Origin of the sequence: Sphingopyxis panaciterrae (genome assembly GCF_011762125.1) — a bacterium.
In the GTDB taxonomy this organism is placed as follows: domain Bacteria; phylum Pseudomonadota; class Alphaproteobacteria; order Sphingomonadales; family Sphingomonadaceae; genus Sphingopyxis; species Sphingopyxis panaciterrae.
The window spans coordinates 811335-830324 of the sequence record NZ_JAASQN010000001.1; the positions used below are offsets into that span (position 1 = coordinate 811335).

Annotated in this window: 17 protein-coding genes; 12 read left to right on the forward strand and 5 right to left on the reverse strand. The window is 67.3% G+C overall.

Features of this window, described 5'->3' with window-relative positions; genetic code table 11:
- Positions 1 to 113: 113 nt before the first annotated feature.
- Genes FHR22_RS03550 through FHR22_RS03560 form a run of 3 tightly spaced genes read right to left on the reverse strand, consistent with a single transcriptional unit; the run spans position 114 to position 2338 of the window.
- On the reverse strand, positions 114 to 1016 hold the full coding sequence (locus tag FHR22_RS03550) for a LysR family transcriptional regulator (protein ID WP_166938998.1): 903 nt from the start codon (positions 1014 to 1016) through the stop codon (positions 114 to 116).
- A gap of 18 nt (positions 1017 to 1034) precedes the next feature.
- Positions 1035 to 1286: a hypothetical protein gene (locus tag FHR22_RS03555; RefSeq protein WP_166939000.1), complete on the reverse strand. Its 252-nt coding sequence runs from the start codon at positions 1284 to 1286 to the stop codon at positions 1035 to 1037.
- On the reverse strand, positions 1286 to 2338 hold the full coding sequence (locus FHR22_RS03560; protein ID WP_166939003.1) for a Glu/Leu/Phe/Val dehydrogenase family protein: 1053 nt from the start codon (positions 2336 to 2338) through the stop codon (positions 1286 to 1288). Before FHR22_RS03560 ends, FHR22_RS03555 begins: the two co-directional genes overlap by 1 nt.
- A gap of 125 nt (positions 2339 to 2463) precedes the next feature.
- On the opposite strand from FHR22_RS03560, the gene FHR22_RS03565 reads away from it, so the two are divergent.
- Complete coding sequence (locus FHR22_RS03565; protein ID WP_166940726.1) at positions 2464 to 2928, forward strand: Lrp/AsnC family transcriptional regulator; 465 nt, start codon at positions 2464 to 2466, stop codon at positions 2926 to 2928.
- On the opposite strand, the gene FHR22_RS03570 is transcribed toward FHR22_RS03565, so the two are convergent.
- Entirely contained in the window at positions 2925 to 4385 is a 1461-nt protein-coding gene (locus tag FHR22_RS03570) for a mannitol dehydrogenase family protein (protein WP_166939005.1), read from the reverse strand. The two genes, FHR22_RS03565 and FHR22_RS03570, sit on opposite strands and share 4 nt — an antisense overlap.
- Positions 4386 to 4536: 151 nt before the next feature.
- On the opposite strand from FHR22_RS03570, the gene FHR22_RS03575 reads away from it, so the two are divergent.
- The 8 genes from FHR22_RS03575 (at position 4537) to leuC (ending at position 15114) form a co-directional block, all read left to right on the forward strand.
- The gene (locus tag FHR22_RS03575; protein WP_166939007.1) at positions 4537 to 5433 is read left to right on the forward strand and encodes an ROK family protein; all 897 of its coding nucleotides are present in this window, start codon (positions 4537 to 4539) and stop codon (positions 5431 to 5433) included.
- Between the two features lie 87 nt (positions 5434 to 5520).
- Positions 5521 to 7011 (forward strand): carboxylesterase/lipase family protein, encoded by a 1491-nt coding sequence (locus tag FHR22_RS03580; RefSeq protein ID WP_166939010.1) that lies wholly within the window; start codon positions 5521 to 5523, stop codon positions 7009 to 7011.
- 189 nt (positions 7012 to 7200) lie between these two features.
- The gene (locus FHR22_RS03585) at positions 7201 to 9372 is read left to right on the forward strand and encodes a TonB-dependent receptor (RefSeq protein WP_166939013.1); all 2172 of its coding nucleotides are present in this window, start codon (positions 7201 to 7203) and stop codon (positions 9370 to 9372) included.
- Between the two features lie 14 nt (positions 9373 to 9386).
- On the forward strand, positions 9387 to 10778 hold the full coding sequence (locus FHR22_RS03590; protein WP_425057413.1) for an FAD-binding oxidoreductase: 1392 nt from the start codon (positions 9387 to 9389) through the stop codon (positions 10776 to 10778).
- A complete protein-coding gene (locus FHR22_RS03595) occupies positions 10778 to 12100 on the forward strand; it encodes an MFS transporter (protein WP_243853550.1) in 1323 nt (440 codons plus the stop codon). The genes FHR22_RS03590 and FHR22_RS03595 overlap by 1 nt, the downstream gene beginning before the upstream one ends.
- A 55-nt stretch (positions 12101 to 12155) precedes the next feature.
- Positions 12156 to 12911, forward strand: coding sequence for a helix-turn-helix domain-containing protein (locus FHR22_RS03600; RefSeq protein WP_208417471.1), 756 nt, complete (start codon positions 12156 to 12158; stop codon positions 12909 to 12911).
- On the forward strand, positions 12908 to 13621 hold the full coding sequence (locus tag FHR22_RS03605; RefSeq protein ID WP_166939017.1) for a FadR/GntR family transcriptional regulator: 714 nt from the start codon (positions 12908 to 12910) through the stop codon (positions 13619 to 13621). The genes FHR22_RS03600 and FHR22_RS03605 overlap by 4 nt, the downstream gene beginning before the upstream one ends.
- Before the next feature lie 68 nt (positions 13622 to 13689).
- Entirely contained in the window at positions 13690 to 15114 is a 1425-nt protein-coding gene (leuC, locus tag FHR22_RS03610; RefSeq protein WP_166939019.1) for a 3-isopropylmalate dehydratase large subunit, read from the forward strand.
- Between the two features lie 115 nt (positions 15115 to 15229).
- Here leuC and leuD read toward each other — a convergent pair whose 3' ends face one another.
- Positions 15230 to 15835 carry a 3-isopropylmalate dehydratase small subunit gene (gene leuD / locus FHR22_RS03615; protein ID WP_166939021.1) on the reverse strand — a complete coding sequence of 202 codons (606 nt, stop codon included), beginning with the start codon at positions 15833 to 15835 and terminating at the stop codon, positions 15230 to 15232.
- 191 nt (positions 15836 to 16026) lie between these two features.
- Between leuD and FHR22_RS03620 the strand changes: the two genes are divergently transcribed.
- From FHR22_RS03620 to FHR22_RS03630, 3 genes are all read left to right on the forward strand, one after another.
- On the forward strand, positions 16027 to 16533 hold the full coding sequence (locus FHR22_RS03620) for a MarR family winged helix-turn-helix transcriptional regulator (RefSeq protein ID WP_166939023.1): 507 nt from the start codon (positions 16027 to 16029) through the stop codon (positions 16531 to 16533).
- 276 nt (positions 16534 to 16809) lie between these two features.
- Positions 16810 to 17187: a BlaI/MecI/CopY family transcriptional regulator gene (locus FHR22_RS03625; RefSeq protein WP_166939026.1), complete on the forward strand. Its 378-nt coding sequence runs from the start codon at positions 16810 to 16812 to the stop codon at positions 17185 to 17187.
- The gene (locus FHR22_RS03630) at positions 17187 to 18950 is read left to right on the forward strand and encodes a M56 family metallopeptidase (protein WP_166939029.1); all 1764 of its coding nucleotides are present in this window, start codon (positions 17187 to 17189) and stop codon (positions 18948 to 18950) included. The genes FHR22_RS03625 and FHR22_RS03630 overlap by 1 nt, the downstream gene beginning before the upstream one ends.
- Positions 18951 to 18990 lie beyond the last annotated feature (40 nt).

Genomic DNA, 18990 nt, shown 5'->3' on the forward strand with positions numbered 1-18990 from the left:
GCGCCATGTTTGATAGATATTTTCTATCATATATGGTACGGCCCTATTTCATCGTCACCCCGGATCAAGTCCGGGGTGACGAAGAGCAGGGAAGCGGGTTCGGCCAAGAGCCTTTATGAAAGCCGATATCCCTGCGGCAGCCGCAATTCGCGCGCGACCGCAAGCACGCTCTGCGCAAGCGGGCTCATCGGGGTGCGATCGGAAACGATGACGCCGATCCGGTTCGCTTCGCCGGTTTCGGGCAGCGGCGTGATCCGCGCCCAGTCGAGGCCCTGCAACAGCAGCGCGTGATTGTCGGGCATGATCGAACAGAGATGGCCCTGGCGGACGATCGCGAGGAGCGCGATATAGCTGTCGGCGGTGACGATCGGCCGCAGCGCGAGGCCGAGCGCGGCAAGGCGCGCGTCGAGGATGCGGCGGTTCTGCATCCCCTGATGCAGCAGGCATAGCGGCAGGGTCGCAAGATCGTGCCAGCCGGGCCGGTCGGGGACGGCGATGCCGTCCTTCGCGCTCACCAGCCGGCTGCGTTCGCTGTAGAGCGGGACGGCGAGGGCATGGGCGGGCGGCTCGAAATCGAGATAGGTGATCCCGGCGTCGAGTTCGAAGGCGGCAAGTTCGCGCTCGATCTGGCGCGAGGTGAGCGCGCGGACCTGGACGTTGAGGCCGGGGAAGCGCGCGCGGATCGCCTCGACCAGAAAGCCGGTTGCGGGCATCGACGCCGGGATCGCGCCGAGCCTCAGTTCACCCTTCAAGGGGCCATGCGCGGTCCCCGCGACCTGTTCGAGCGCGTCGGCGGCGGCGACGAGCTGCCGCGCCCAAGGCAGGATCGCCTCGCCCTCGGTCGTCAGCCCGGCATATTTGCGGTCGCGGACGATGAGCCGTTTGCCGAGCTGCCCCTCGAGCGTCGCGATGCCCGCCGAAAGCGTCGGCTGCGACACATTGCAACTCGCCGCGGCGCGACCGAAATGCCGTTCGCGGTGGAGCGCGAGGAAATATTCGACGAGGCGGGTCTGCATCGGCGGCTTTTGCCCCCGTCAGGCCGCCGCGACAAGCCTCTCGTGCCGGTAGACGCGCACCGCGAGCACGGTGAAGCCCTCGCGCAGCTTGGCGGCGCAGCATTCGGCCTGATGGCGGTCCATCGTGTCGACGGCGATCTCGATCCGCATGCGGTCACCGTCGACCTGCGCCTTCATCAGCGCGGGGACGATCGAGCGCTGGGCAAAAAAACCGGCGATCCGCGGCAGGACCTGCGGGTCGACGACGGCATCGATTCCGAAATGCCACATCAGGCGGCCACCCGCTGGCCGCCGGCGATGACCTGTTCGGCCATTTCGTCGGCGACGGCGGCGGGCGAGCGGCCTTCGCGCGCCGCGCGTTCAAGGATCGCCGCGACACGCGGGCCGATCTGGGCGACGCGCCGGGCGACATGCGCCTCGTCCTCGCCGAGATATTCGGCCGAAACGTTGATGATGCCGCCGGCGTTGACGACATAGTCGGGAGCGTAGGTGATGCCGCGCTCGACGAGCAGGGCAGCGACGTCGGGCGTCGCGAGCTGGTTGTTGGCGCCGCCGCACACGAGCTTCGCCTTCAGCCGCGCGACGCTGTGCGGGGTCAGCGCCCCGCCGAGGGCGCAGGGGGCGAAGATGTCGGCGTCGACTTCCGCAATCTCTTCGACATCGACGACCCTGGCGCCGAGGATATGCTGCAACCGGTCGCGGCGCGCGGGGCTGGGGTCGGCGATCACGAGATGCGCGCCGGCATCGGCGAGGCGGCGGCAAAGGTCGGCGCCGACATTGCCGGTGCCCTGCACCGCGACGGTGAGGCCATCAAGGTCGCGATCGAGTGCGAAACGGGCAGCGGCGCGCATCGAATCGAAGACACCCTTGGCGGTCCAGGGCGACGGATCGCCGCCGGCAAGACCTTCGAGCGGCTTCAGGCCGGCGACGTGGCGCGACACGGTTGCGACCTCGTGCATGTCGTCGACCGTCGTGCCGACGTCCTCGGCGGTGATGTAGGCGCCGCCGAGACTCTCGACCGCACGGCCGAAGGCGCGGAACAGCGCGGCGCGGTCGAACGGGCCGTCGGGCTTCCGCAGCACCGCCTTGGCACCGCCGAGGGGCAGGCCGGCGAGGGCGTTCTTGTAGCTCATCCCCTCGGCGAGGCGTAGCGCATCGGCGAGCGCTGCATCGACGTCGGGATAGGTCCAGAAACGGCACCCGCCCGCGCCGGGGCCAAGCGCGGTCGAATGAATCGCGATCACTCCGTCGAGACCAGCCTCGGCGTCGTAGAGGCGAATGCACTCCATCGGCGGGTTCAGGCGGCTGGGACGGGTAACCATGGCGTTTCTCCTTTGGGCAGGAGCAGGCTTATCGCCGCAAAGGCGAGAAAAAACTTGATCGCTTTTATGGTGTTGGTGAGGATTATGGGATAATATGATCGGTGAATTACAATTATGAGGATGAAATGACCGAACTGGATCCCTTTGAGATAAAGATCATCCGCGAATTGCAGCGCGACGCGAGTCAGACGACGGCCGAGATTGCCGAGCGGGTCGGCCTGTCGACGTCGCCCTGCTGGCGGCGGATCGACCGGCTGGAGCGCGAGGGGGTGATCCGCAAGAAGGTCGCGGTGATCGACCGGCGCAAGGTGGGGCTGAACGCGCATATCTTTGCGCAGGTGAAGCTGAACGCCCACGGGCGCGCAAACCTCGACGAATTCGGCGAGGCGATCCGTTCCTTTCCCGAGGTGCTCGACGCCTATGTGCTGATGGGCACGACCGATTTCATGCTGCGCATCGTTGCCAAGGATATCGATGCCTATGAGCGCTTTTTCTTCGATCAGCTCAGCAAGCTTTCGGGGGTGCAGGAAATCAATTCGACGGTGGCGCTGTCGGAAATCAAGTCGACCAACGAATTGCCGATCGGCTAAATCCGTGCGGCCAGCGCACCGAGTGTGCCGTGCGCGTCCATGGCCGCGAGCCAGCGGCTGACGCCGTCCTGCAAGCCCGGATGGCCGGCGAGATCGCCGAACAGCGGGCGGATCGAAAGCACTGCGGCCGGATCGCTTTCCGCCAGCGGACGAAGGACGTCAGCCATCGGATGACGGATCGCGATCGGCTGGCCCCGGTCGTCGCGGCCGCGCAGGCGGCGAATCCACGCCGCGAGCGCGAATTCGAGCAGGGGGGAGGCGAGGCCTTCGCCGATCCGGTCGCGCAGCGGATCGAGCAGATAGTTGAGCGGTGCGTCGGCGTTCACCCGCGCGGTGGTGTCGCGAAGATTGGGGTTGGCGAAGCGGTGCACGAGGTCATTCTGATAGGCGGCCAGGTCGATGCCCGGCGGCGGGCGCACCGTCGGCCCGGTCTCGCGGTCCATGAGCGCGGTCATATAGGCGCTGAGCCGTTCGTCGCGCATCGCTTCGTCGATCAGTGCATGGCTGGCGAGTTCGCCGGGGGCGGCGATCGCAAGGTGGCTCGCGTTCAGCAGACGGAGCTTCATCTGTTCGAAGGGGGTGACGTCGGCGGCAAATTCGACCCCGACCTCTTCCCACGCCGGCCGCCCCGACGGGAAGCGATCCTCGATCACCCATTGCCGGAAGCGTTCGGAAAAGACGGGGCAGGCGTCGGACAGGCCGAAGCGGGTTTCGAGCCATGCGAGGTCGTCCGGGCGGGTGACGGGGGTGATGCGGTCGACCATCGTATTGGGAACGCTGGCCCGGTCCTCGACCCAGCGGGCGAGCGCAGCGTCCTGCGCCTTGGCGAGGTCGAGCAGGGCGCGGCGCAGTACGTCGCCATTATGCTGGATATTGTCGCAGCTCAGGACGGTGAAGGGCGCCTGTCCGGCATCGCGGCGGCGGCGCAGGCCGTCTAAAATGATGCCGATCGCGCTCCGCGGTGCGGCGGGTTCGGCGAGGTCGTGGCGGATCAGCGGGTGGTCGAAGTTCAGCCGCTTGCTGCCGCTGTCGAGGCAATAGCCGGCTTCGGTCACCGTCAGGCTGACGATCCGCGTCGCCGGATCGTCGATCGCCGCGCGCATTGCCGCGCGCTGGGATGGAGCGAAGATTGCCTGGACGACCGATCCGATAATCGTCGCGCCGTCGGCTTCCGCGTCGCGTTCGACGAGCGTGTAGAGATGGTCCTGCGCCGCCAATGCTTCGCCGAGCGGCGCGTCGGCGGGCATCAGGCCGACGCCGGCAATGCCCCAGGCGAGGGCGTCGGCCCGCTTTTCCATCAGGTCATGCGTGTAGCGCGCCATATGCGCACGGTGGAAGCCGCCCATGCCGAGATGGACGATACCGCGGCGCAGCGCTGTACGGTCGAAATGCGGCCGGGCCACGGTGGGAGGAATATGGCCGAGATTTTTCCGGCTGGGCCTGACGGGCGTGGGCATCGCATCTTCTTTCGCTGCCGGGAATAGCCTGTCTTTCTACACGCTGCGCGGCGACATGCGCGGGGTCTGCGGGTCCGGCACAGCGAAATTGCCGCGCGGCATCGTGCAATGCGCCTTTCCCTCCGCCGATCCGCTGCTAAGAAACGCGGCGATGAGCATCACCATATCTGGCCGCCGCCTGGCGGGCGTCGAACTGGGCGGGACCAAGGCGATCGTCGTGGTCGCCGACGGCCTCGACATCGTCGAGCGCGTGACGATCCCGACCACGACGCCGGACGAGACGTTGGGCCGCGCGATCGACGTGCTGGCCAAGTGGCAGTTCGATGCGATCGGCATCGGCAGCTTCGGACCGGTGCGGGTCAATCCGGGCGCCGCCGATTTCGGCACGATCCTCGATACGCCGAAGCCGGGCTGGCGCGGCGCGAAGGTGCTTGCGCCCTTTGCCGAGCGCTTCGACTGCCCGGTCGCGCTCGACACCGACGTCAATGCGGCGGGCATGGCCGAAGCCGCGGTCGGCGCGGGGCGCGGTTGCCGGACGGTCGTCTATCTGACGGTCGGCACCGGCGTCGGCGCCGGCATCGTCGTCGATGGCCGGCCGGTGACGGGGCGATTGCACCCCGAACTCGGCCATCTGAGCCTGCGCCGTGCCGCCGGCGACGGCTTTGCCGGTTCCTGCCCCTTTCACCGCGATTGCATCGAAGGGCTGATCAGCGGGCCGGCGCTCGCGGCGCGATTTGGCGGAAATCCGGTGGATGTCGATCGTGCCGACACCAGATGGGACATGGTGGCGCAGGATTTCGCCGAGCTGTTCGCGATGCTGATGTTCACCCTGTCCCCCGAACGGATCGTCATCGGCGGCAGCGTCGCGCTAGGCCAACCCGATGTCATGGCGCGCGCGACTGTCGCAGCGGCGGACCGCTTGACCGGCTATATCCCCGATTATGACGCGGCCGCACTGAAGCAGATCGTCGTTCCCCCGGCACTGGGGCACGACGCCGGGCCGCTCGGGACGATCTTCCTGGCCGAAAGCGCCTTGCAATCGCGCTGACCGGGCGCCGGTCCGGGCACAGTTTTTCCGCCTGAGGGCACAGCCCTGGCGATGTCGCCGGACGCCATGCTGCGCTAGTCATCGATCATGGCCAACGAGACTCCTTTTACACCGAACGTCATCGTCGATGGCGGCGCCGTTCGCGGCATCGCCGCTGACGGTATCGCCCGCTTCCTCGGCATAGCCTATGCCGCGCCGCCGCAGCGGTTCGCGCTGCCCCGGCAGCCCGACGCCTGGGAAGGCGTCCGCGATGCGGTCGAGCCCGGCCCCGCCGCCCCGCACCGCGTCGGCGCATTTCCGATGATCGACCCGACCCCGCTGATCGGCCACGGATCCGACGGCGGCGATGGCGATTATCTGCGGCTCAACATCTGGGCGCCGCAGGATGCCGAGGATGCGCCGGTGATGGTTTTCATCCACGGCGGCGGTTTCGTCGTCGGCAGCAAGGATGCCCCGGTTCACGACGGATCGGCCTTCGCGCGGTCGGGGATCGTCTGCGTCGCGATCAATTACCGGTTGGGGATCGACGGTTTTCTGCCGGTGCCGGGGGCGCCGACCAATTTGGGGCTGCGCGACATGATCTTCGCGCTGGAGTGGGTGCAGCGGAATATCGCCGGGTTCGGCGGCAATGCGGGCAATGTCACGCTGTTCGGCGAAAGCGCGGGGGCGATGGCGATTGCCGACCTTGTTATTTCGCCTTTGACCGAAGGACTGTTCCGCCGCGCGATCATCCAGAGCGGGCATGGCGCGATGGTGCGCGAGATTGCGGTGGCGCAGCGGCTGGTGCGGAAACTGGCGAAGTTGCTGGGCGTTGCGCCCGATCTGGACGGGTTTCGCAGCGTTTCCGATGAGATGGCGATGGATGCGATCGAGAAGGTAGCCAAGCCGACGGCGCGGCTCGATTTGCGCGGCGCGGACGGGATCGAGCCGGTGTTCGGGATCAGCCGCTTCATTCCGGTCTATGGCGACGATGTGCTGCCCGAAAAGCCGATCGATGCGCTGCGCAAGGGGGCGGGGCGCAACGTCGAGATATTGATCGGCAGCAATGCCGAGGAGATGAACCTCTATTTCGTGCCCAGCGGAGTGCGGCGCAAGATCGGCGGGCTGCTCGCGCGCTGGCTGCTCGGCAAGTCGCTGCCGCAGCCGGGCAAGGCGCTGCGCGCCTATGGCTTCAGGCAGAAGGGCGTGCGGCCAGGCGAGGCGATGACGCGCGCGATGACCGACCTCGTCTTTCGCTGGCCGGCGCGCCAATATGCCGAAGCGCATCAGGGCAAGACATGGATGTACGAGTTCGACTGGCGATCGCCTGCGTGCGGCGGCGAACTGGGGGCGTGTCACGGCATCGAGATGCCGTTCGTGTTCGACACGCTGGCCTGTGCGACCGGCCCGCGGGGGCTGGCGGGCGAGGCGCCGCCGCAGCTGCTGGCCGACCGGGTCCACGGCATCTGGGCGGGGTTCGCGCGCGACGGGGCATTGCCGTGGCCGCAGTTCGGATCGTTCCGGCAGGTGTTCCAACTCGCGCGCGGGCAGGCGGTGCATGAAAAGGTGATGCCCGCGGCGGCGTTTTTGCCGGAATAGGATCGGGATCTATCGTTTCCGTCATTTCTGCCTTGGCGGGAACGACGAGAGCAGAATGAAGAATGGAGGCTTGGCCGAGCGCGGCAAAGCGCCTCTGCGGATCGGCATAGTTCAGAACCTTTCATATAGGTTGAAAAGCTGTCAGATAGGTATCGGAAGCGGCGAGGACCGCACCTGAGGGGATGCCTGATGACCAAGTTTCGATTTGCCGCCGTTTCGACCGCCGTGCTGGCGAGCCTGCTCGCCGTGCCGACGCTTGCACAGGACCTGCCCGCCGATACCGCCGCGAGCGACGACGGCGAGATGATCGTCGTTACCGCGCGCAAGCGCGACGAGACGCTGAACGATGTGCCGATCGCGGTCACCGCGATCACCGGCGACACGCTGGTCGCGCGCGGGTTCAATTCGGTGCGCGAGGCGGCGGTGCTGTCGCCCGGCCTGAACATCAACAGCGACGGCACCGGCCGTGCCTTCGTGTCGATCCGCGGCGTCGGCGTGACGCTGGTACAGTCGGTCCAGCCCGGCGTCGGCCTGTTCATCGACGGTGTTTACCAGCCGAACACCGCTTACCTCAACAATCCGCTGACCGACGTCGAACGCATCGAAGTGCTGCGCGGGCCACAGGGCACGCTGTACGGCAAGAATACGATGGGCGGCGCGATCAACGTCATCACGCGCCAGCCGGGCAATGATTTCGAAGTGCGCGCGAACGCAAGCTATGCCGGTCCCGACGATGCCTGGATGGTGTCGGGTTCGGTATCGGGGCCGATCGTCACCGACAAGGTTGCGCTGCGCGTCGCGGCGGCGCATCGCCAGCAGGACGGGTTTCTGACCAACACGGTCATCGGCGGCAACGCCAATCCGCTCAACACCGACTCGATCAACGCCACGCTGCGCGTCACGCCGTCGGACGGCTTCGCGCTGACGATCAAGGGCTATTACGACAGTGTCAACGGCGTGAACGTCCCCTATTCGCGAGTCAGCGGGCCGCGCGATTATCGCCGCGACGTGCAGTTCAACACGCTCAACGAAGTGCGGTTCAAATATCGCGGCGTCAACGCCCGCGCCGAGGCCGACCTGGGTGGCGGATCGAAGCTGAGCGTCATCGGCGCCTATGACATGCGCAACGGCTTTACGCCCGACGGCGAGGGCGATTTCGGCCCCGACAATATGGTGCGGACGATCGCGCGCGACAGCCTGCGCACGCTGACGCTCGAATCGCGGCTCGACAGCGACTGGTCGGATCAGTTTTCGACGCTGTTCGGCGTTTTCTACAGCAACGAGATGACGCGCGCGCGCAGCCAGGATACGATCAACCTGATCCACCCGTTGCTCGGTCCGGTGAATATCGTGCGCAACACGACCGCGAAGAATATCGGCGAAACCTATGCCGCCTTCGGCACGGTCTTCTGGAAACCGAGCCTCGACTGGGAAGTGTCGCTGGGCCTGCGTTATGATCATGAGGATCGCACCTCGCGCGGCACGGTGGATTCGGTCACGACCTCGATCCTCGGCGTCATGCCGGCGAGCAGCCGGACCGATGCGGCGCTGAAATCGAGCGAGTGGCAGCCGAAGCTGAGCATCACGCGCAAATGGACGCCCGAGCTGATGACCTATGTCTCGGTCGCGCGGGGTTATCGCGGCGGCGGGTTCAACGCCCCGACCGCGCCTGCGGCGGTGCGGACGTACAAGGGCGATTCGGCGTGGACGTACGAAGGCGGGATCAAATATGCGGCCCCGGCGGTCAGCCTGTCGGGCACCGTCTTCTACAGCGATTACAAGGATTATATCGGCCTCAACTCGATCGCCCCGGCGGTGGGCGGCGGGTTGGTCACCGTCGATCTCAACACCGGCGATGTCGAAAGCTATGGTGTCGAGCTGGAAGCGATGGTGCGCCCCGTTTCGAACTGGACGCTGCGCAGCGGCCTGACGTGGATGCACGCGCGCATCACCGACGACAGCGCCTATCGGTCGGTGACCGGGATGACGCTGTCGTCCGACCGGCTGACCTTCCAGCCCGACTGGACCGCCAGCTTTTCGAGCGATTACCGGATCGAGACCGGCGGCGACAGCGACGTGACCCTGAGCGCCGGGCTGGTCGGCAAGGGCAAGCGGCTTGCCGCGACGCTCAATCCGGCGACGCCGACCTTCCTCGATAGCTATTGGCTGACCAATGCGTCGGTAGCCTATCGCACCGGGCCGGTCGAGGTGGCGCTGTTTGCGAACAACATCTTCGACACCGAATATTTCGAAAGCTATATCGAGAAGACGACGCTGGCGCTCGCCGGGCTGCCCGCCTCCGACCTCGGCATCACGGGCGACCGGCGCCGCTATGGCGTCCGCGCCAGCCTGAAGTTCTGACCATGGCGGGGACGGTGTCATCGGGGGAGCGCAAACCGCTCCCCGCCAGCCTGGTGGAGGCGCTGGAGGAGCGGTTCGGCGACCGTTTCCAGCGGGGCGAAGCGGTGCTCGGGCAGCATGGGGCCAGCGAAACCCATTTCGCAACGATGCTGCCCGACGCCGTCGTCTTTGCGCATTCGACCGAGGAGGTCGTTGCGCTGGTCCGGCTTTGCGGCGCCGCCGACATTCCGATCGTGCCGTTCGGCGCGGGCACCTCGATCGAGGGCAATGCGGCGCCGGTCCATGGCGGCATCTCGCTCGACATGAGCCGGATGGACGCGGTGCTGGCGGTCCATGCCGAGGATTTCGACTGCGTCGTCCAGCCGGGGGTGCGGCGCGAGGAACTCAATCAGCATCTGCGCGACCAGGGGCTGTTCTTCCCGATTGATCCCGGCGCCAATGCGACGATCGGCGGCATGGCGTCGACGCGCGCGTCGGGGACCAATGCCGTGCGGTATGGCACGATGAAGGATGCGGTGCTGAGCCTCGAGGTGGTGACGCCGCAGGGCGAGGTGATCCGCACTGCGCGGCGGGCGCGCAAGTCGGCGGCGGGCTATGACCTGACCCGGCTGTATGTCGGATCCGAAGGCACGCTGGGCATTATCACCGAGGTCACATTGCGGCTGCATCCGGTGCCCGACACGATTTCAGCGGCGGTATGCAGCTTCGAGACGCTGGGCGGCGCGGTCGATACGGTGGTGCAGTCGATCCAGTGCGCGGTGCCGCTGGCGCGCGTCGAAATCCTCGATACGAAGCAGATGATTGCGGTCAACCGCTGGTCGAAGCTTGATTATCCCGAGGCGCCGACGCTGTTTTTCGAATTCCACGGCAGCGCGGCCTATGTCGCCGAGCAGGTCGAGACGGTGAAAATGCTCGCCGAAGCCCATGGCGGCAGCGCGTTCAGCTGGTCGAACCGGCCGGAGGAGCGCTCGAAGCTGTGGCGCGCGCGGCACGAGGCCTATTATGCCGCGGTCAACATGCGCGCCGGCGCGATCGGCTGGGCGACCGACGTCTGCGTGCCGATGAGCCGGCTGGCCGAATGCATCGCCGAGACGCACGCCGACCTGGAGGGCGCGAGCGTCCCGGCGACGATCCTGGGGCATGTCGGCGACGGAAATTTCCATGTCATCTTTTCGATCGACCCCGACGCATCGGCGGAAATGGAGGAGGTCGAGGCGCTGAACGCGAAACTGGTCGAGCGCGCGCTGGCGATGGACGGCACCTGTACGGGCGAGCATGGTATCGGGCTGGGCAAGCAGGACTGGCTGGTCGCCGAACTGGGCGGCGCGGTCGAGCAGATGCGGCGGATCAAGCGCGCGTTCGATCCGCAGAATTTGCTCAACCCCGGCAAGATTTTCACATTGTGATGGCGACGCTGGCCGAAAGACCGAGCGGCGAGGTGCGGCGGCTGACCGCGTCCGCGACGATGGTCCCCTTGCTGCTGCTGGCGCTGGTGACGACGATGGGTTTCACCGCGCTCGGCAGCTTCGGGACGATCCAGGAAAGCGCGAAGGCCGAACTGGGGCTGGGCGACGATGCGCTGGCGCTGATCCAGGGGCTTGGCGCCGCAGTGCCGATGGTGCTGTTTTCGGTGCCGATCGGTGTCCTCGTCGATCGCCGCAACCGGGTGCGGTTGACGATCGGGCTGGCGCTCTTGTGGACGCTCGGCACGCTGCTGACCGCTTTTGCGCCGAGCGCCGGGCTGCTGACGGCGGCGCGGATGCTGGTCGGGATCGGCTCGACCGGATCGCTGACCGCCGCGCTGTCGCTGTGCGCCGATTTCTGCGCGCCCGAGCAACGCGGGCGCGCGATGCTGATCGTCAATCTGGGCAAGGCACTGGGGGTCGCGCTCGGCTTTGCGCTGACCGGCTGGCTGTTCGGCCTGCTGCCAGGGATCGGCGGGCCTTCGTGGTTCGCGGACCTTGCGCCATGGCGCAGCGCGCATGTGGTGCTCGCGGCAATCAGCGCGCTGTGCCTGCTGCCGCTGTTGATGCTGCGCGAGCCCGAACGCCGCGAGGTCGAAGCGGGCCCCGATGCGCCGTTTCGCATCGTCGCCGCCGAATTATGGGCGCGGCGCGCGTTTCTGGGGCCGCTGTTCGCGGGGCAGGTCGCGGTAGTGATGGCCGATGTCGCGGCGACGGTGTGGGTCGCCCCGGTGTTGTCGCGCGACTTCGGGTTGCAGCCGCAGGAGTTCGCCGGCTGGGTCGGCGCACTGATGTTCGGCACCGGGGTGGCGGGCGCGGTGCTCGGCGGAATTTCGGCCGATATGGGGCAGAAGAGCCGTCGGCGCGGCGGGCTGCTTCTGGGCGCGGTCATCGCGGCAGGGGTGGGGATTCCCGCCGCGATGTTCCCGTTGATGCCGGGGGTCATCGGCTTCGCCGTGGCGCTGGGCATGCTGTCGCTGTGCGGCGCGGTGACGGGGCTGGTCGTGTCGGTCGCGCTGACCGTGTTCATTCCGAACGAATTGCGCGGGCTGTGCATCGGCGCCTTCATCGCGGTCGCCGGGCTGATCGGTTTCGGCCTTGCGCCGTGGCTCGTCACGCAGGTTAGCGCGCTGATGGGCAGCGAGGCGATGCTGGCCGAGGCACTGGCGCTGGTCGGGGTGACGGTAAGCGCGCTGTCCTTTTTCGCCTTCCTGCTCGCCATGCGCCGCGCACCTGTCGCGGTCGCTGTAGAACCTGTCATATAGGTATTGCCAAAGCTGTCAGATAGGTCTAGGAGCGAGATCCGGGAGACAGGCAATCATGGCGATCAAGCATCCGGTCATCGTTTCGCATGAAATGACCAGTTTCGTGGGGCGGGGGGCATGCGACCGCCGCCTGCTGCCACCCGACGCGCTCCTGCTCGGATTCCACGATATCGGCGAACCGGTGGTAAGCGTGCTGGGCGCTCGCGACCTCGACGGCGACGCCGGCGACCATCTGCTGGTGTTCGCGGTGTCGCGCGCGGCGTGCCGCCGGTTGTTCAAGGCGGTCCCCGCCGCGGATGCGCGCTGGTATCTGCCGTCGGACCTGCGCGCGCTGGGCCAGTCGATCGTCGCGCCCGACAGCGACGGCGCTGCCGCCGACACGCTGCGGCTGGCGCGCAGCATCGAATTGCTCTGCCAGTTCTTCGCCGCGCTCGATGAAGGGCGGCTGGTCGCGGTCGAGGGTGTCACCGGTCTGGGCGAGAGCGATATCGCGCGGATCGCCGCGGCGCGGCGCATGGTCGACGAACGCTGGCCCGAGAAACTGACGCTCGACGATATCGCGCGAAGCTGCGGCATCAATCGCGACAAGCTCACGCGCGGCTTTCGCGAAATCTATCAATGCACGGTCGCCGAGGCGCTGAGCGAGCGGCGGCTGAAGCAGGCGCAGCAGATGCTCGCGGCGAGCGACCTGCCGGTGGGCAGCATCGGCTATCGCTGCGGCTATCTCAACAACGCCAGCTTCACGCGCGCCTTTTCGCGGCGCTTCGGTATGGCGCCGACCGAGATGCGCAGGGTGGGGATTGCGGCATGAGCGAAGCGATGCAGATCGTCGACAACGGGCGCGGTTCGCTGGTCGAACGGGCGATGGATTTCGTGCGCGACCATATTCGCGAGCGCGACCTGAAGGTCGGCGACACATTGCCCGGCGAGGGCAGTTTTGCCGCCGAGATGGGGGTGAGCCGCCCGGTGATGCGCGAGGCGTTCGGCGCGCTTGCGGCGCTGCGGCTTGTCGATGTCGGCAACGGGCGGCGCCCGCGCGTGGGCGCGATCGACGGATCGGTGATGGCAGCGTCGATGGGGCATGCGGTCAACACCGCGCAGGTGAGTCTGGCCGATGTGTGGGAGGTGCGGCGGACGCTGGAGCTGCGTACCGCCGAACTGGCGGCGGCGAACCGCAGCGACGAACAGGCGCGCGCGATCCTGGCGGCGGCGCACGGGCTGGCAATCCAGGACGATGAGGCCGCGCGGACTGCGGCTGATACCGCGTTTCACCAGACGATCGCGGCGGCGAGCGGCAATCCGCTCTTCTACCAGATCGTGCGCTCGTTCGAGGAGTTGATGGAGCTGGCTGTCCCGCGCGCCTGGCAGGGTCGGACGACCAGCGCGGAGCGCGAGGAAACGCTGGCGCTGCACCGCGAGGTCGCCGAGGCGATCGCGGCGCGCGAACCGGCGCGGGCGCGGATCGCGATGGAGCGCCATTTCGCCAATTCGATCGGCGAGCTGCTCAAGAGCGGCGGATAGACGCTTGCCCTATATCCTGTTCCCGGGTTATAAGTTAGAATACTAAGTAATTTCGGGCAAGGGACGATATGCGGGGCAAGGCGGCGGCGCGCACGCTCTACGACAAGATATGGGACGCGCATGTCGTCGCCGAGGATGAGGGCGAGACATTGCTCTACATCGACCTGCACCTGCTCCACGAAGTGACGTCGCCGCAGGCGTTTGCGGGACTCGCCGAGGCGGGCCGGGCGGTGCGCCGTCCCGAGCGGGTGCTGGCGCTGTCCGACCATAATGTGCCGACCGAGGGGCAGGCGGCGGGGCCGGCGGGGGTCGCCGACGACGAGGCGCGGGCGCAGCTCGAAGCGCTCGTCGCCAACACCGCGCGCGCGGGAATCGAGAATTTTCCGATGGGTGATCCGCGCGGCGGCATCGTTCATGTCGTCGGCCCCGAACAGGGGCGGTCGCAGCCGGGGATGACGATCGTCTGCGGCGACAGCCACACCTCGACCCACGGTGCGTTCGGCGCGCTCGCGTTCGGGATCGGGACGAGCGAGGTCGAGCATGTGCTGGCGACGCAGACGATCCGCCAGCGCCGCTCGCGCAACATGCGCGTAACCGTCGACGGGGCACTGGCGCCGCATGTCCATGCCAAGGATCTGGCGCTGCACCTGCTCGGCGCGATCGGGGTCGATGGGGCGGCGGGGCATGTCATCGAATATGCGGGCGCAGCGGTGCGTGCGCTGTCGATGGAGGGGCGGATGACGCTGTGCAACCTCAGCATCGAAATGGGTGCGCGCGCAGGGCTGGTCGCACCCGACACGGTGACCCTTGCCTATCTCGCAGGGCGGCCCGCGGCGCCGAAGGACGCGGCGTGGGACGCGGCGATGGCGCGCTGGCGGACGCTGGCGAGCGACGCGGGGGCGGTGTTCGATCGCGAGGTGCGGATCGATGCGCGCGATGTGCGGCCGATGGTGAGCTGGGGCACGAACCCGGCGCAGGTCGTCGCGGTCGACGGCCATGTCCCCGATGCGGCGGCGCTGGACGGCGTTGAAGCGCGCGCGGCGGCGACACGCGCGCTCGCCTATATGGACCTTGCTCCCGGCGCGCCGATCGCCGGAACGCGGCTCGATCGCGTCTTCATCGGAAGCTGCACCAACAGCCGGATCGAGGATTTGCGGGTCGTCGCCGAGATCGTTCGCGGCCGCCGTGTCGCGCCGCATGTCCGCGCGCTGGTCGTGCCGGGATCGGGGCTGGTCAAGCGGCAGGCCGAGGCCGAGGGGATCGACCTTGTGCTGCGCGCGGCGGGGTTCGACTGGCGCGAGCCCGGCTGTTCGATGTGCGTCGGGATGAACGCCGACCGGTTGCTGCCCGGCGAGCGCTGCGCCGCGACGTCGAACCGCAATTTCGAAAATCGCCAGGGGCGCGGCGGGCGGACGCATCTGATGAGCCCGGCGCTGGCGGCGGCCAGCGCAATCGCGGGGGCGATTGCGGCGCCAGAAACGCTGGCGAATTAGAGCATGATGATTTTACTCCGCCTCGTCATTGCGAGGAGCGAAGCGACGCGGCAATCCAGAGCATGCGTAAACCGCTCTGGATTGCTTCGCTCCGCTCGCAATGACGAGATGGGGATTAGGGTATAGTCATCAGACTCTCGATCGCCGCCTCGAAGCGCGCAATCGCGTCGGCATGGCGCAGCGTGCGCGTGATGTCGTCGAGCCCTTCCATCAGGATATGGCGATCGTCGGTATCGACATCGAACGCGATCGTTTCGCCCGACGCGAGGCGGATCCGCTGCGCCGCGAGATCGACCTCGATCGCGGCGTGTTGGGCCAGCGCGATCTCGCGGCGCAGATGGTCGCACAGCGTTTCGGACAGTCGGATGAGCAGCAGGCCGTTCTTGCGGGCATTGCCCGAGAAAATGTCGCCGAAGCTGGGGGCGATCACGCAGCGGATGCCGAAGTCGGTCAGCGCCCATACCGCATGTTCGCGCGACGAGCCGCAGCCGAAATTGCGGTCGGCGACCAGAATCCGCGCGTCGCGGCAGGCGGGCCGGTTGAGGACGAACGACGCGCGCTCGCGGTCCGCGTCATCGAAGCGCAATTCCTGGAACAGATGCCGGCCGAGCCCGGTGCGCGTCAGCGCCTTCATATAGCGCGCGGGAATGATCATGTCGGTATCGACGTTGGCGAGCGGCAACGGCGCCGCGACGCCCTTGACGCGGACAAATTTCTCCACGGGATTCTCCAATAACTTAGATTACTAAGTAATTGGTCATGGCGCTCTTGTCCAATATTTTCGGGGGGTTGCGACAACGGTGTCCGCCAAAATGGTGATGAACAAGGTTGCCGCACGAATCTTCGTGTTCTAAGGTTAAGCGATAGGCGGACGTCCGCCCGATTTCAGGGGCCACGGCAGGGGGCATTGTTTTGGCCAAGAATTCAGAAGTTTATCGGAATCCGGCCGAATATTACACCGATCCGGAAAACAGCATCGGCTATCTGGCGCGGGTTGTCTTCCGGTCCTTTTCGCGGCTGCTGGAGCGCCGCACGCTGACGCACGACGTCTCGGCCGGCCAGTGGCGCTTCCTGCGCCAGTTGTGGCGCGAGGACGGGATTACCCAGCGCGAACTGTCCGAACGCGTCGGCATGCGCGAACCGACGACGGTCGTCGCGCTGAAGGGGCTGGAAAAGGCCGGGCTGATCACGCGCAAGAAGACCGAAGACGATCGCCGCAAGACCTTCATCCACCTGACGCCGCATGCGAAGAAACTCGAACTCGTCCTCGCGCCGATGAACGCCGAGATTCACGAGATCGCGACCAAGGGGCTGAGCGACGCGGAGGTCGAGATGCTGCAAGGGCTGATGCGCCGGGTGATCGACAACCTTGCCGATGAAACGCGCAAGCTGGCGGTGCTGTCCGACGTCAAGGCCTGATCTTTCGCTTTCGCGCGGGGCAACGACGTCTTCTGACGGCCGGAAGCTGACATTGCCCTCCTCGTCACCCCGGATTTGATCCGGGGTCCATGACTTCGGCGCCGCATTGGATCCCGGATCGAGTCCGGGATGACGAAGTGAGGGTGAGCGAACGGCAGCTCCCCACCCCGGCACCGCCATCGCACGCGCGCTCTGTATTAGCGCAACAAAACTCCTTGCCATGCATGCGCTACAAATGTAGCTAGGCTACAAATGTAGCGCATGAGGTGATTCGCCATGTTGTCCAGCCTGCCGCCACGCGAACGCGAGATCGTCGATATTCTCTATGCGAGGGGCGCATCGACGGTGTCCGAAATCGGCGATGCGCTGCCCGATCCGCTATCGGGATCGGCGATCCGCGCGATGCTGAAGCGGCTCGAGGCCAAGGGTTTCGTCGCGCGCGAACAGTCGGAGCGCGGCTTCGTCTATGCGCCGAGCGTGCCCGAGAAGGCGGCGAGCAAGTCGGCGCTTTCGCAGGTCGTGCGCGTCTTTTTCAACGGGTCGGCGACGAGCGCCGCCGCGGCGCTGCTCGGCATGCAGGACGATATGAGCGCGTCCGAACTCGACGAACTGGAAAAATTGATCGCCGATGCGCGCGAAGGGAGGGCCCAGTGATGGCCGGCCCGATCACCGCCGCCGCCCTGATCGGGCTGGCGTGGAAGTCGGTGCTGGTCGCCGGGCTGACCTTGGCGCTGCTGCGCCTCGTCGGCTCGCGATCGGCGGGCGAACGCTCGCTGGTCGCGCATGCCGGGCTTGCCGCGTTGCTCGCGCTGCCGGTCGCGACGCTTCTGCTGCCGCAGTGGCAGCCGCTGCCGGCGCGCTGGTCGATCGAAGAAACCGCTCCCGCACCTTCGGCGGACGCGGCAAAGGCAATGGGGGGATCGGCGGCCGATCCGGTCTCCGCCGCGGCGCCAGTCCCTGTCGCGGCGGAAAAGGCCGGATCGCCGCCGGTCACATGGCGGGCGCTGGCCGATCTGGCGCCCTGGATATATGCGCTGCCGCTGGCGCTGCTCGCCGGCCTGATGGGAATCGCCGTCGTGCGGCTGTTCGCGATGCGCGGGCGCGCCGACGTGCTCGTCGAATCCTCGTGGCTCTCGGCGCTGGCCGAGGCGCAGCGGCGGATGGGCTTCAAACATGGCACCGCGCTGCTGGTCAGCGACGAATTGCGGTCGCCGATCAGCTGGGGCGTGCTGCGCCCGACGATCGTGCTGAGCCCGAAGGCGGTCGCGGCGGTGGGCGAGGCCGAAGCGATTATCGCGCACGAACTGGCGCATGTCGCGCGGCTCGACTGGGCGAAATTGCTCGCCGCGCGGCTGGCCTGCGCGGTCTTCTGGTTCAATCCCCTGGTGTGGATGCTGGCGCGCGAAAGCCATCAACTGCGCGAGGAGGCGGCCGATGATGCGGTGCTGATGGCCGATATCGACGGCCCCGATTATGCGACGCTGCTGGTCGGTGCGGCGCGCCACGACAATAAGGCGACGCTGATCGCGGCGCACGGCGTTGCCCCGGCGCGGGGCAGCCTGAAACGCCGGATCACGCGCGTCCTCGACGGCAGTCTGAAGCGCGGGCCGGCGAGCGCGAGCTGGATCCTGATGAGCCTGGTCGTGCTCGCGGGTATCACCGCGCCGCTCGCCGCCTTTTCGGCGACGGCGAAGCCCGCGGCGGCAAAGGATGTCCACGCCTCTGCCGCCGCCGCCGCTGCCACCACGGTTGCGGCAACGCAGCCCGCCGCAGCCGTGCCGGGTGCCGCTGGAACTGCAAATGGTCCGGCGCCCGCTGCGGCGGTGCCCGACGGGGGGCTGCCGGATGGGGCGCTGTCGACCGAGCAACTGGTTGGAATGCGGGCGGCCGGCGTCACCCCCGACGATGTCCGGCGCATGCGCGACAGCACAGGCCGGGTCGATGTCGAGGATGTCATCGCGGCGAAAGCGAGCGGCGTCGATGCGGCCTATGTCGGCCAGATGCGCGGCGTGTTCCCGGACGCCGACGTCGGCGAGCTGGTCGGCGCGCGCGCGGTGGGGATCGATGCCCCCTATGCGCGCGAGATGCGGTCGCTGTTCCCGCGCGTCGAGCTGGACGAGCTGGTGTCGATGCGGGCGCTGGGCGTCGATGGCAAATATGTCCGCGAGATGCGACGGGCCGGATATCCGCTGACGACGACCGACGACGCGATCGAGATGCGCGCGGTCGGTTATGCCCGGCCGCCGCGCTCGCCAAGTCCGCCGCGTCCGCCGCGCGCCAGCGGTATGATGGAGGCTCGCGGCGCCGACGGCAGCATGGCACGGATCGGACCGGGCGGCGCCATGGAAGCGCGCAGCGCTGATGGCAGGGTCGCCCGCATCGGGATGCCCGAGACGCCCGAGACGTCCGAAGACTGACGCCCGGCCGCTAGGCCACACCAGACTCCATTAACCCTTG